The 12205-nt window shown below is 64.6% G+C and carries 17 protein-coding genes; all 17 read left to right on the top strand.

Going from position 1 to position 12205, the window contains the following annotated elements:
- Nucleotides 1-2: 2 nt before the first annotated feature.
- Nucleotides 3-464: an MOSC domain-containing protein gene (locus ASE50_RS12195; RefSeq protein ID WP_056400690.1), complete on the top strand. Its 462-nt coding sequence runs from the start codon at nt 3-5 to the stop codon at nt 462-464.
- Nucleotides 465-552: 88 nt separating this feature from the next.
- Complete coding sequence (locus ASE50_RS12190; protein ID WP_056400687.1) at nt 553-1743, top strand: phosphoglycerate kinase; 1191 nt, start codon at nt 553-555, stop codon at nt 1741-1743.
- Nucleotides 1744-2130: 387 nt separating this feature from the next.
- The gene (locus ASE50_RS12185; protein WP_055755911.1) at nt 2131-2367 is read left to right on the top strand and encodes a ribbon-helix-helix protein, CopG family; all 237 of its coding nucleotides are present in this window, start codon (nt 2131-2133) and stop codon (nt 2365-2367) included.
- A complete protein-coding gene (locus ASE50_RS12180; RefSeq protein WP_235512322.1) occupies nt 2358-2690 on the top strand; it encodes a type II toxin-antitoxin system PemK/MazF family toxin in 333 nt (110 codons plus the stop codon). The genes ASE50_RS12185 and ASE50_RS12180 overlap by 10 nt, the downstream gene beginning before the upstream one ends.
- A 28-nt stretch (nt 2691-2718) precedes the next feature.
- Nucleotides 2719-3624 (top strand): fructose bisphosphate aldolase, encoded by a 906-nt coding sequence (locus tag ASE50_RS12175; RefSeq protein ID WP_056400684.1) that lies wholly within the window; start codon nt 2719-2721, stop codon nt 3622-3624.
- Nucleotides 3625-3925: 301 nt separating this feature from the next.
- Nucleotides 3926-4609, top strand: coding sequence for a thiamine phosphate synthase (thiE, locus tag ASE50_RS12170; protein ID WP_056400681.1), 684 nt, complete (start codon nt 3926-3928; stop codon nt 4607-4609).
- 58 nt (nt 4610-4667) lie between these two features.
- Nucleotides 4668-5663: a L,D-transpeptidase family protein gene (locus tag ASE50_RS12165; RefSeq protein ID WP_056400677.1), complete on the top strand. Its 996-nt coding sequence runs from the start codon at nt 4668-4670 to the stop codon at nt 5661-5663.
- Between the two features lie 12 nt (nt 5664-5675).
- Nucleotides 5676-6260: a murein hydrolase activator EnvC family protein gene (locus ASE50_RS12160; protein WP_056400676.1), complete on the top strand. Its 585-nt coding sequence runs from the start codon at nt 5676-5678 to the stop codon at nt 6258-6260.
- A 38-nt stretch (nt 6261-6298) separates the two neighbouring features.
- A complete protein-coding gene (efp, locus tag ASE50_RS12155) occupies nt 6299-6862 on the top strand; it encodes an elongation factor P (RefSeq protein WP_056400666.1) in 564 nt (187 codons plus the stop codon).
- 132 nt (nt 6863-6994) lie between these two features.
- Nucleotides 6995-7810: an inositol monophosphatase family protein gene (locus ASE50_RS12150; protein ID WP_056400663.1), complete on the top strand. Its 816-nt coding sequence runs from the start codon at nt 6995-6997 to the stop codon at nt 7808-7810.
- Between the two features lie 206 nt (nt 7811-8016).
- Nucleotides 8017-8391 carry an NADH-quinone oxidoreductase subunit A gene (locus ASE50_RS12145; protein WP_056400661.1) on the top strand — a complete coding sequence of 125 codons (375 nt, stop codon included), beginning with the start codon at nt 8017-8019 and terminating at the stop codon, nt 8389-8391.
- Entirely contained in the window at nt 8382-8951 is a 570-nt protein-coding gene (locus ASE50_RS12140; RefSeq protein ID WP_056400658.1) for a NuoB/complex I 20 kDa subunit family protein, read from the top strand. Before ASE50_RS12145 ends, ASE50_RS12140 begins: the two co-directional genes overlap by 10 nt.
- On the top strand, nt 8948-9805 hold the full coding sequence (locus ASE50_RS12135) for an NADH-quinone oxidoreductase subunit C (RefSeq protein ID WP_056400655.1): 858 nt from the start codon (nt 8948-8950) through the stop codon (nt 9803-9805). Before ASE50_RS12140 ends, ASE50_RS12135 begins: the two co-directional genes overlap by 4 nt.
- On the top strand, nt 9805-11028 hold the full coding sequence (locus ASE50_RS12130; protein WP_056400652.1) for an NADH-quinone oxidoreductase subunit D: 1224 nt from the start codon (nt 9805-9807) through the stop codon (nt 11026-11028). Before ASE50_RS12135 ends, ASE50_RS12130 begins: the two co-directional genes overlap by 1 nt.
- Nucleotides 11016-11357: a nuclear transport factor 2 family protein gene (locus tag ASE50_RS12125; RefSeq protein WP_414882154.1), complete on the top strand. Its 342-nt coding sequence runs from the start codon at nt 11016-11018 to the stop codon at nt 11355-11357. Before ASE50_RS12130 ends, ASE50_RS12125 begins: the two co-directional genes overlap by 13 nt.
- On the top strand, nt 11357-12037 hold the full coding sequence (locus tag ASE50_RS12120) for a complex I 24 kDa subunit family protein (RefSeq protein WP_056400649.1): 681 nt from the start codon (nt 11357-11359) through the stop codon (nt 12035-12037). Before ASE50_RS12125 ends, ASE50_RS12120 begins: the two co-directional genes overlap by 1 nt.
- Nucleotides 12034-12204, top strand: coding sequence for a hypothetical protein (locus tag ASE50_RS12115; RefSeq protein ID WP_156347432.1), 171 nt, complete (start codon nt 12034-12036; stop codon nt 12202-12204). Before ASE50_RS12120 ends, ASE50_RS12115 begins: the two co-directional genes overlap by 4 nt.
- The last annotated feature ends 1 nt before the right edge of the window (nt 12205 follow it).

Genomic DNA, 12205 nt, shown 5'->3' with positions numbered 1-12205 from the left:
CGGTGGCGGGCGGTATCCTGAAGGGCATCGCCCGCCACGCCTTTTCGCGCGGGCCGATCGAACTGGTGCAGACGGTGCGCGTCACCGTCGAAACCGGTCTCGACGGCGATTTCCGCGGCGCGCTGAAACCCGGCCGCAACAGCCGGCAGGTCTCGCTGATGGAAGTCGGCGACTGGGCGCAGGCGATGCGCGAGGTCGGCCACGACCTGCCATGGTGGGAACGCCGCGCGAACCTGCTGGTCGAGGATTTCGATCTGCCGCAAACGCGCGGGAGCATGGTTCGTATCGGGTCGGTGCTGCTCGAAATCACCAAGGAATGCGATCCATGCAGCCGCATGGAAACGATCGTCGAAGGGCTGCGCGGTGCGCTGATCCCCGACTGGCGCGGTGGCGCGCTGGCGCGGGTGATCGAGGGCGGCATCCTCACCGTCGGCGATCCGATTACACTGGAAACAACGCGTTAGGTTCGAGCTTGTCGAGAACCGTTTCCGACGGACGCCTCTCGCTCGCTTCGTACGCTGCTCGAACCGAACGGCATTAGGGAGCGAAGACATGAGCCGCAATTTCAAGACGCTCGACGACATGGGCGACCTCACCGGCAAGCGCGTGCTGGTCCGCGAGGACCTGAACGTGCCGATGGCCGATGGCGCGGTCACCGACGACACCCGCCTGCGTGCCACCATCGGCACCGTCACCGACCTGTCGGATCGAGGCGCGATCGTGCTGATCCTTGCCCATTTCGGCCGTCCCAAGGGCCAGCCCAGCCCCGAATTCTCGCTGTCGCAGGTCGTTCGCCCGCTGTCTGCGGTGCTCGGCCGCGAAGTCCGCTATGTCGATTGGGAAGGGGCCGAGGCGAATGTCGCGACGCTCAACCCCGGCGACATCGCCGTTCTCGAAAACACCCGCTTCTTTGCCGGCGAGGAAACGAACGACCCGGCGGTGATCGACCGGTTCGCTGCGCTGGGCGACTATTACGTCAACGACGCCTTCTCCGCCGCGCACCGCGCCCATGCCTCGACCGAAGGGCTGGCCCACAAGCTGCCCGCCTTTGCCGGACGGCAGATGGAGGCCGAACTCGATGCGCTCGACAAGGCGCTCGGCAACCCGCAGCATCCGGTCGCGGCGGTCGTCGGTGGTGCCAAGGTGTCGTCGAAGCTCGACGTGCTGCGCCATCTGGTCACGCGCGTCGACCACCTCATCATCGGTGGCGGCATGGCCAACACCTTCCTCGCCGCGCGCGGGGTGAATGTCGGCAAGTCGCTGTGCGAACACGATCTGACCGGCACGGCGGAAGCGATCTTCGAAGCGGCGGAAAAGGCCGGCTGCACCATCCACCTGCCCTATGACGTCGTCGTCGCGACCGAATTCCGGCCGAACCCCGCGACCCGGACCGTCAACGTCCACGAAGTCGCTGCCGACGAAATGATCCTCGACGTCGGCCCCGCCGCGACCGAGGCACTGGGCGACGTGCTCAAGAATTGCCGCACGCTGGTATGGAACGGGCCGATGGGCGCGTTCGAAACCCCGCCCTTCGACGTCGCCACCGTTGCGCTGGCAAAGACGGCGGCGGCACTGACCGCCGACGGCTCGCTGGTGTCGGTCGCGGGCGGCGGCGATACCGTTGCGGCGCTCAATCAGGCAGGTGTCGCCGATCAGTTCAGCTTCGTGTCGACCGCCGGTGGCGCGTTTCTGGAGTGGATGGAAGGCAAGGAACTGCCCGGTGTCGCCGCACTGACGCGCTGACGATGGTCGGCCGGCCGTCGCCCCGGATTGTTGCCGGGGCGACGGCTGCGCCGTTCGGTTTCAGGCAGGAATTGGTTCACGCGAAGGCACAAGGTTCAAAGAGAAGAGGGTTCGCGCAGAGGCGCGGAGGCGCAGAGGGCGTTGCCCCCCACCGCGCCAGCGGCCTTCGATCTGTTTGTTGCCGAAAGAATGAAGGTCTCGCTGACGCGAGACGGTACCGCGACCGCAACTCCTCCGCGCCTCCGCGCCTCTGCGCGAACCAATTCTTCTCTTTGCACCTTCGCGCGAACCGACTTTTTCTGAAACGCCCACCCGCAAAACAACCCGCTTGATCCCAACCGCAACCTGCCGTACCCGTTCAACACGTTAAACGGGAGGTGGCACCGGGTGCTAGGCGTACGACTCGATACCGAGCTGGAAGAGCGGCTGGCCAACGTCGCCCGGTCGCAGGGCCGTTCCAAGAGCGACATCGCCCGCGATGCCGTCCGTCGGTACGTCGAGCTCCATGACGAAGCCTTTCGTGCCGAAGCCCGTCGCCAGTCCGAACGCGCCGCTGCCCGCGACGACGGTGCCGACTGGGCGTTTTTCGATCGCGTCGAAGCGGAGGACGGCCGGTGGAAATAGGCCGTGGCATGATCGTGCTGGTCGAAGGACCCGAGGCATTGGCGAACAAGCGCCGACCCTTTCTGGTCGTGCAATCCGACCTGTTCAACGAAGCGCATGCCTCGGTCACGCTCATCCCGATGACCAGCCTGACCGGCGGCGAGACGCTGTTCCGCGTGCCCTTCGCCCCCTCCGACGCGACCGGCATCTCGGTCGAGAGCGAGGCGCAGGTCGACAAGATCAAGACATTGCGCCGCAGCCGCATCGTCCGCGTCCTCGGTCAGGCGACGGCAACATCGATGGAACAGGTGGATCAGGCGCTGCGGCGCTGGCTCGCCCTCTGATATTTCTTGAGAACCCAAGGGGATCGACATGAACACCGCTGACATGACTGCGAAGATTGCCGACGGACAGGGTTTCATCGCCGCGCTCGACCAGAGCGGCGGTTCGACGCCGAAGGCGCTGAAAGGCTATGGTGTCGAGGACGATGCGTGGACCACCGAAGAGGAAATGTTTGGCCTGATCCATGACATGCGCGCCCGCATCATCCTGTCCGACGCCTTCACCGGCGACAAGGTGATCGGTGCGATCCTGTTCGAACGCACCATGAACGGGCAGGCGGGCGGCAAGCCCGTCCCGCAGGCGCTGGCCGACAAGGGCGTCGTGCCGTTCCTGAAGATCGACAAGGGGTTGGAGGACGAAGCGAACGGCGTTCAGCTGATGAAGCCGAACCCCGATCTCGACGAACTGCTCGCCCGCGCCGCCGCCCTCGGCATCTTCGGCACCAAGGAACGCTCGGTCATCAACCTTGCCAATCGCGAAGGCATCGCTGCCGTCGTCGCGCAGCAGTTCGAGGTCGCGCAGCAGGTCCTTGCCGCCGGGCTGATGCCGATCATCGAACCCGAAGTGAACATCAAGAGCGCCGAGCGTGCGGAAGCCGACGCGATCCTGCTCGACGAGACGCTGAAGGCGCTCGACGCGATGCCCGGCGATGACAAGGTCATGCTGAAGCTGTCGCTGCCGGCCACGCCCGGCCTGTTCCAGCCGTTGGTCGACCATCCGCGCGTCCTGCGCGTCGTCGCACTGTCGGGCGGGTTCGGCCGCACCGAAGCCTGCGCCGAACTGGCCAGGAACCCCGGCATCATCGCCAGCTTCAGCCGCGCGCTGCTTTCGGACCTGCGTCACCAGATGACCGATGCCGAATTCGACGCGGCACTCGGTGAAGCGATCGACGAAATCCACTGCGCCTCGACCGAAAAGACGCTGGTCGCCGCGTAACGCTTTCCTACCGATCGCGAACCGTGACAAAAGAGCATCGGACGTTCGCGCGTCCGGTGCTCTTTGCGATTGTAGCCAGACGCGTTGCCACGCCGTCACCCCGGACTTGATCCGGAACCCAAGATGACGATCACCAATCAGCCCGGCACTGCAAAACCCGCACCAACCATGTGCAAGTGTGACCTTCGTGACCTTTGCCCCGCAATCGTCATCCGCGCCAACCGCCCGCGAGTGTGACTTTTGTGACCTTTGGCCCCCACGCGCCCTTCCACCCGCCGCGCGGCTGGGGCAGGGAGAGGGCATGACCCTTGACGAAGATCCGCTCGGCCCGCTGTCCCCCGATTTCGCGAATCAGTTCGTCCGCGACGTGCGCCGCCCGCCGTGCCAGCTGTATCTGGTTTCGCCGCTCAACGTGACCGGCACCTTCCCCGACCGGCTTGCCCGCGCGCTCGACGCGGGTCCGGTCGCCGCCTTCCAGTTCCGGGTAAAGGACATCGACCAGCACGCCGCCGCGCGTCTGGCCGAACCGCTCCAGCGCATCTGCGCCGACCGGGACGTCGCATTCCTCGTCAACGACAGCATCAGTCTCGCCAAGCGGCTGGGTGCCGACGGCGTCCATCTGGGACAGGAGGATGGCGACCCGCGCGAGGCGCGCGACGTGCTCGGCCTCAACGCCCAGATCGGCGTGACCGCGCATGACAGCCGCCACCTCGCGATGGAGGCGGGGGAGGCCGGTGCCGACTATGTCGCCTTCGGTGCCTTCTACCCGACGACGACCAAGGACGTGCGGCACGTCGCCGAACCGGTGATCCTGTCATGGTGGTCGGCGGTGTTCGAACTGCCCAGCGTCGCGATCGGCGGCATCACCCCCGCCAACGCCGCGCCGCTGGTCGCTGCCGGCGCGGACTTCCTCGCCGTCTCGGGCGCGGTGTGGGGCGGCGACGAAGCCGCCGCCGTCCACGCCTTTGCCAAGCTTCTCGGATAGTCGGAAACGTCTTTGCCGTCCGTTCGTTATCCAGCCTCAACGACTTTGGGGACGGGTGATGAAGCGACTGGCATGGGCGGCGATCCTGATGGGCGGCGCGGCGATGGCACAGGCACCGACGCCCGCGACGCAGGGACGGCCGGCGATCGATCGGAACGTCCTGCATGCACAGGTCCTGCTCGATCGGCACGGCTTCACCGTCGGCACGATCGACGGTCGGGACAGCCCGGCCTTAGCGAAGGCGTTGCGCGGTTTCCAGTCGGCCCGCGACCTGCCCGTCACCGGCAAGCTCGACCCTGCGACCCTGCGCGCGCTCAACCCCGGGATGCGCCCGGCGACGGTCACGCTGACCCTGTCCGAACGCGCGCTCGCCGGGCCGTACACCAACCCGATCCCGAAGGAATATGCCGACCAAGCGAAGCTGACGACGCTCGGCTATCGCTCCCCGCTCGAAAAGCTGGCGGAGATGTTTCACACCACCCCCGCTACGCTGGTCGCGCTCAACAGCCGTGAGACGATGCTGAGCCCCGGCACCCGCGTCGTCTTCCCCAACATTCTTCCCGCCTCGCGCGCCTATCCTGACACCTGGTCGCCCGAATATCGTCAGACGCTCGCCAATCTGAACGTCGATGCGAATCAGCCGCAGGCCGACCGCGTCGTCGTCGACAAGTCGGAAGGATGGCTGCGCGCCTATGCCGGCGACCGCATCCTCGCCCAGTTTCCCGCGACGATGGGGTCGTCGCACGATCCGCTGCCGATCGGGAAATGGACGATTCAGGGCGTCGCCCCCAATCCCGACTGGCAATATAATCCGGCCATCCTGCGCCATGCCGACAAGTCGGACAGCAAGGAGATCGTGCCGCCCGGCCCGAACAATCCGGTCGGCGTGGTCTGGATCGACCTGTCGAAGGAGCATTACGGCATTCACGGCACGCCCGAGCCGGAGAATATCGGCAAGACCGAAAGCAATGGCTGTATCCGCCTGACCAATTGGGACGCGGCCCGCCTGTCGCTGATGGTCAAGCCGGGCACCCCGGCGATCTTCCAGCCATAACGGCAGGGGGCCATGAACCGGATCGGCTGGACGTTCTTTGGTCTCTTCGTCGCGTTCGGCGCGCTTGTCGCCTTGCTGGTCGATTTGGGCGGAGTAGCTGCACCGCGGCGGCCCGCGAAGCCGCAGGTGCCGGTCGAAAAGACTTCGGCGGGAACGCTGGTTCTGCCGGTACGGGGGGCGCGCTGGGCGGATATCCGGGACAGCTGGGGCGACAGCCGCGGAGGGGGATTGCGTGCCCATACCGGCACCGACATCATGGCCGCCGGCGGCACGCCCGTCGTCGCGGCGACGGATGGCGTGGTCGAGAAGCTGTTCTACAGCGACGGGGGCGGCGGGATCACCGCCTATGTCCGCGCGCCCGACGGGCGGCTCTCCTATTATTATGCGCACCTCGCCGGCTATGCGCCGGGCTTGCGCGAAGGCATGCGGGTACGCGCCGGCGAAACGATCGGGACGGTCGGCGACACCGGCAACGCCGGGGCGGGCAATACCCATCTGCATTTCGGCATCGAACGGCTGCTGCCCGACGAAGCCTGGCATCAGGGCCGCGCGATCGATCCCTATCCGCTGCTTGCCCGCGGACGGCCTGAGCGGTAAGGGCGCTGCTTCGCTCTTTCCAACAGGTATGGTTCGTCATGAAGATCAGCGGCGTCGACATTCGCCCCGGCAACATCATCGAGTATGAAGGCGGCATTTGGCGCGCGGTGAAGATCCAGCATACGCAGCCGGGCAAGGGCGGCGCCTATATGCAGGTCGAGCTGAAGAACCTGCGCGACGGCCGCAAGAACAACGTCCGTTTCCGCTCCGCCGAAAGCGTTGAGCGGATCCGCCTCGATACCAAGGACTTCCAGTTCCTGTATCCCGAAGGCGATACGCTCGTGTTCATGGACAAGATCACCTACGATCAGGTGTCGCTGGCGCGCGACCTGCTGGGCGACGCTGCCGCGTTCCTGCAGGACGGCATGGACGTCGTGATGGAAATGTATGACGAGGAAGCCATCAGCGTCCAGTTGCCCGACACGATCGAGGCGACGATCGTCGAGGCCGATGCGGTGGTGAAGGGGCAGACGGCGTCGTCGTCGTACAAGCCCGCCGTCCTCGACAACGGCGTCCGGGTGATGGTCCCGCCGCACATCGCGGCCGGTACGCGGATCGTGGTCGATGTGTATGAGCAGACATATGTCAGAAGGGCGGATTGAGGCGCAGCGGACGCGAGGGGATGGCGTAGCTATCTCCCCGATCCGCAAACCCGGCCGGCGCGCGTAGCTGCGACCGACGACGCTGGCTTGGCCCGCGGCGCTGCCAGATAGAAACAAGCAGGAACAAAAGAAATGTCCGCCCAGTCCGGTCTGATCACCGTCATCGAACGCGCCGTCCGCAAGACCGGCCCGCGCCTGCGCCGCGATTTCGGCGAGGTCCAGCATCTGCAGGTCAGCCGCAAGGGGCCGGCCGATTTCGTGTCGATGGCCGACAAGCGCGCCGAGGAAACCCTGGTCGAGGAACTGCGCAAGGCACGGCCCGACTGGGGCATGTTGCTGGAGGAAGGCGGCGAGGTCGCGGGCGATCCGACCAAGCCACGCTGGATCGTCGATCCGCTCGATGGCACCACCAACTTCCTGCACGGCATCCCCCATTTCGCGATCTCCGTCGCGGTCGAGGAGCCGAACGGCGCGGGTGGCAAGCCCGAGATTACGACGGCGATGGTCTATAACCCGATCACCGATGAAGGCTTCTGGGCCGAAAAGGGCCGGGGCGCATGGTTGCAGGGGCAACGGTTGCGCGTGTCGTCGCGTCGCGACCTGTCGGAAGCACTGATCGCGACTGGCATCCCGTTCCTAGGCCATGGCAATTTCACCGAATGGACCCGCATTTTCGGCGCGGTCGCTCCGGAAGTCGCCGGTATCCGCCGCTTCGGGGCCGCCGCGCTCGATCTCGCCTATGTCGCAGCGGGCCGTTTCGACGGCTTCTGGGAATCGGGCTTGCAGAAGTGGGATATCGCTGCCGGCATGTTGCTGGTGCGCGAGGCGGGCGGCTTCGTAACCGACTATCGCGGCGCCGATCGCGCCTATGAAAAGGGCGAGGTGCTGGCCAGCAACGAACAGATGCAGACGCGTCTGCACAAGCTGGTCGCCGGCGCCCTTCGCTGAGCCAATAAAGACCTGCCCGGCCGCGCGGTCGGGCACGGACGGCAATCGTATCGATCCCCGCGCGGTACCTGCGCGGGGGCGTGAACCGTACGGTATCCGGCATCGGCGGAATTGAGAGTGATTCTCACCCTGTTCCGCCCTTGATGCCCCCGCGGCATCGGCCTAAAGCCGGCCTCATCCATACCGCAACCGCGAGAGACCCTGCCTTGGTCGACCTGTCGCAATATCTGCCGATCCTGATGTTCCTGGGCATTGCCCTGGTTCTGTCGACGGCGTTCGTCGTACTGCCGATGGTGGCATCGCGTTTCACCGGTTCGTATAAGCCGACCCCGGAAAAGCTGACCGAATATGAATGCGGCTTTCCCGCGTTCGAGGATTCGCGCAGCCAGTATGACGTACGCTTTTATCTGGTCGCGATCCTGTTCATCATCTTCGATCTCGAAGCAGCCTTCCTATATCCTTGGGCAGTATCGGTTTTCGACCTCGGCTGGACCGCGTGGGTGTCGATGATGGTCTTCATCGGCGAATTGGCGCTGGGTCTCGTATACGCTTGGAAGATGGGAGCTCTCGAATGGGAGTAGAACTGACGACGCCGCCGCACGGATTCGGCGCGGGTAACGCGGCAGGCGTGCCGGTACAGGTTCCCGATCAGGGTTTCTTCAATGACCTGAACGGCGAACTGACCGACAAGGGCTTTCTGGTCACTTCGGCCGAGGACCTGTTCCAATGGGCGCGTACCGGGTCGCTGTGGTGGATGACGTTCGGACTCGCCTGTTGTGCGGTCGAGATGATCCACGTCAACATGCCGCGCTATGACATGGAGCGGTTTGGCGCCGCGCCGCGCGCATCGCCGCGCCAGTCGGACGTGATGATTGTCGCCGGTACGCTGTGCAACAAGATGGCCCCGGCACTGCGTCGCGTCTACGACCAGATGTCGGAACCGAAATACGTCATCTCGATGGGCAGCTGTGCCAATGGCGGCGGCTATTATCATTATAGCTACAGCGTCGTTCGCGGCTGCGATCGTGTGGTGCCGGTCGACATCTACGTTCCCGGTTGCCCGCCGACCGCCGAAGCGTTGCTGTACGGCGTGATGCAGTTGCAGCGGAAGATCCGCCGGTCGGGGAGCATCGAACGGTGAAGGCCCCCGCACCGCGTTATGCGCCCAATGATGGCGTGATCGACACGGCGACGGCGGCGCTGGGCGATATGCTGATCGACGCGCAGGATCTGGTCGGCGAAGTGTCGCTTACCGTCGATCGCGATCGTCTGGTCATCGCGATGGAGACGCTGCGCGACACGCCGGGCCTGAAATACGAGATGCTGGCCGAGATTGCCGGCGTCGACTATCCCGAGCGGGCCGAGCGGTTCGACGTCGTGTACCACTTGCTGTCGATGACCCGGAATCACCGCATCCGCGTGCGCGTGACGACCGATGAGGAACTGCCGGTGCCGTCGGTGACCGGCATCTGGTACAATGCCGGTTGGCTCGAACGCGAAGTATATGACCTCTATGGCGTGCTCTTTTCGAGCAATGCCGACCTGCGTCGTATCCTGACCGATTATGGCTTTCGCGGCCATCCGCTGCGCAAGGATTTCCCGCTGACCGGCTATGTCGAGATGCGCTATTCGGAAGAAGCCAAGCGCGTCGTCTACGAACCGGTCAAGCTCGCGCAGGATTTCCGCACCTTCGACTTCATGAGTCCGTGGGAAGGTGCCGAGTACGTCCTGCCCGGTGACGAGAAGGCGGTAGCACCCAAGCCTGCGGTCGCGCAGGCACCCGGCGCGCCGTCGCCGGTGACCGCCGATCAGGTCAAGCGCGCCGACGACAATGTAAAGGCCGCCGAGCCGCAGGTCGACAAGCCCAAGACGACCGACAGTACGGCGCAGTCGGGTGCGGGCAAACCGCATCCCGGCAACCAGCCTGAATCGAAGCCGGTCGATCCCGACGTGCCGTCGCCCGACGCGAAGGCTGCTTCGGCGGAGGACAAGTAATGGCCGATTACGATCAGAAGATCGACGCTGCGAACCCCACGCCGGGCGACGTCGAGATCCAGAATTACACGATCAATTTCGGCCCGCAGCATCCTGCGGCACACGGCGTGTTGCGTCTCGTCACCGAACTGGACGGCGAGATCATCGAACGGATCGACCCGCATGTCGGCCTGCTTCATCGTGGTACCGAGAAGCTGATTGAGTACAAGACGTATGCGCAGGCGCTGCCGTACATGGACCGGCTCGATTACTGCTCGCCGATGTGCATGGAGCACAGCTACGTCCTCGCGGTCGAAAAGCTGCTCGATATTGAGGTGCCGCTGCGCGCCCAGTATCTGCGCGTGTTCTTCGCCGAACTGACCCGCATCATGAACCACATGCTGAACCTTGGTTCGCATGTCATGGACGTGGGCGCGATGACGCCGAACCTGTGGATGTTCGAGCTTCGCGAAGACACGATGAATTTCTACGAGCGGGCATCGGGTGCGCGGATGCACGCGAACTTCCTGCGCGTGGGTGGCATCCGTCAGGATGTGCCGCTCAAGCTGCTGACCGATATCGCCGAATGGCTCGATACGCGACTGCCGCGCCTGTTCGGCGATGCGATCAGCCTGGTCGCGGAAAACCGCATCTTCAAGCAGCGAAATGTCGATATCGCGATCGTCAGCCGCGAGGATGCGGTGCGCTGGGGCTTTTCCGGTCCGATGATCCGGGGCGCGGGTATTCCGTGGGACATCCGCAAGGCGCAGCCGTACGACGCCTATGACCGGGTCGAGTTCGACGTGCCGGTCGGCACGCGTGGCGACTGCTATGACCGGTTCATGGTTCGCGTCGAGGAAGTGTATCAGTCGGCGCGCATCATGAAGCAGTGTCTGGCGCAGATGCCCGAAGGGCCGATCGCCAGCGACGACCGCAAGGTCGTGCCGCCGAAGCGTGGCGAGATGAAGCAGTCGATGGAAGCGCTGATCCATCACTTCAAGCTGTATACTGAGGGCTATCACGTGCCCGCTGGCGAGGTCTATGTCGCGACCGAAAGCCCCAAGGGCGAATTCGGGATCTACATGGTGTCGGACGGCAGCAACAAGCCGTACCGGGTGAAGATCCGGCCGACCGCGTTCAGCCATCTTCAGGCGATGGACTTCATGGCGAAGGGTCATATGCTCGCCGACATCACCGCCATTCTGGGTGCCATGGATATCGTGTTCGGGGAGTGCGACCGTTGAGTCGTCTCGACACCGTGACCGCGATGATGGAACGCTACAATGCGCGCGACGCGGCGGGCTATGCCGCGTTCTTCGCCGATGACGGCTGCGAAGCGCAGTATCGTGGCGACGTGGTGCGTGACGGGCGCGCGGGGGTGGAAAGCGGCATGGCGGCGGTGTTCGCCGAGTTTCCGCAAAATCATGCGGAAGTCCTGCAGTCATTCGAACTGGTTGATCGCGTCGCTTTGCACGAACGCGTCCGTCGCTCGCCCGATGCCGAACCGTTCGACGTGATGACCATCTATTCGTTCAGCGGCGACAAGGTCAGCCGCGTGGAGTTTATTCGCTGATGGCCGACGCCCCCAACATCCCCGACGAAGCGGAGGTCCGCGCGCGTTGGGGCAATTTCGCTTGGAACCCTGCCAATGCCGAGAAGGCGCGTGAGATCGTCGCGCGATATCCCGAAGGGCGGCAGCAATCGTGTACCATCCCGTTCCTCGACCTCGCCCAGCGTCAGGTCGGTGCGGAAACGCATACGCAGGGCTGGTTGCCGGTGCCGGTCATCGAGTTCATCGCGCGCGAACTCGGCATGCCGTATATGCGAGTGTATGAGGTCGCGACCTTCTACACGATGTTCAACCTCGCGCCGGTCGGCCGTTACCATGTGCAGGTGTGCGGCACGACGCCGTGCATGCTGCGCGGCTCCGACGACGTGTTCGCGGCGTGCAAGAATCGTGGCCTGATGAAGGGCAAGACGACACCCGACGGGTTGTTCACGCTGACCGAGGTCGAATGCATGGGCAACTGCGCTTCGGCACCGATGGTCCAGATCAACGACGACAATTACGAAGATCTAGACTATGATCGCATGACCGCGATCCTACAGGCGCTGGGCAAGGGTGAACTGCCCAAGCCAGGTACGCAGGAGCCGGGCCGACACACCGTCGAACCGGTCGGCGAGCCGACCAATCTCGCCGCGATGATGACCGAGAATCACGATTATCGACCCGAATGGGGAACGGCTTCGTGAGGGCGCTGGGCAGCTTATTGATTGCGGCGCTGGTCGGTGTCGTCGTGTTGTGGATCGCGCTCGAACTGTTCGTCGGCGCGCTGAAACTCCTCGGCGTGGCCATCGGCGTCGCGGCGATGGTTGCCGTTTATTTTGTCGCCGAAAAGGCGATCGGGAAGGGACGATAAG

The sequence above is a fragment of the Sphingomonas sp. Leaf5 genome (assembly GCF_001421155.1).
GTDB lineage: Bacteria > Pseudomonadota > Alphaproteobacteria > Sphingomonadales > Sphingomonadaceae > Sphingomonas.
This window is presented reverse-complemented; position numbering and strand designations above follow the sequence as displayed.

Excerpts from the sequence above, each read along its gene's own strand:
- ASE50_RS12120 (WP_056400649.1), top strand. The coding sequence starts at position 11,357 with ATGGCCGACGCCCCCAACATCCCCGACGAAGCGGAGGTCCGCGCGCGT.
- thiE (WP_056400681.1), top strand. The coding sequence starts at position 3,926 with ATGACCCTTGACGAAGATCCGCTCGGCCCGCTGTCCCCCGATTTCGCG.
- ASE50_RS12175 (WP_056400684.1), top strand. The coding sequence starts at position 2,719 with ATGAACACCGCTGACATGACTGCGAAGATTGCCGACGGACAGGGTTTC.
- ASE50_RS12150 (WP_056400663.1), top strand. The coding sequence starts at position 6,995 with ATGTCCGCCCAGTCCGGTCTGATCACCGTCATCGAACGCGCCGTCCGC.
- ASE50_RS12130 (WP_056400652.1), top strand. The coding sequence starts at position 9,805 with ATGGCCGATTACGATCAGAAGATCGACGCTGCGAACCCCACGCCGGGC.
- ASE50_RS12190 (WP_056400687.1), top strand. The coding sequence starts at position 553 with ATGAGCCGCAATTTCAAGACGCTCGACGACATGGGCGACCTCACCGGC.
- ASE50_RS12165 (WP_056400677.1), top strand. The coding sequence starts at position 4,668 with ATGAAGCGACTGGCATGGGCGGCGATCCTGATGGGCGGCGCGGCGATG.
- ASE50_RS12160 (WP_056400676.1), top strand. The coding sequence starts at position 5,676 with ATGAACCGGATCGGCTGGACGTTCTTTGGTCTCTTCGTCGCGTTCGGC.
- ASE50_RS12140 (WP_056400658.1), top strand. The coding sequence starts at position 8,382 with ATGGGAGTAGAACTGACGACGCCGCCGCACGGATTCGGCGCGGGTAAC.
- efp (WP_056400666.1), top strand. The coding sequence starts at position 6,299 with ATGAAGATCAGCGGCGTCGACATTCGCCCCGGCAACATCATCGAGTAT.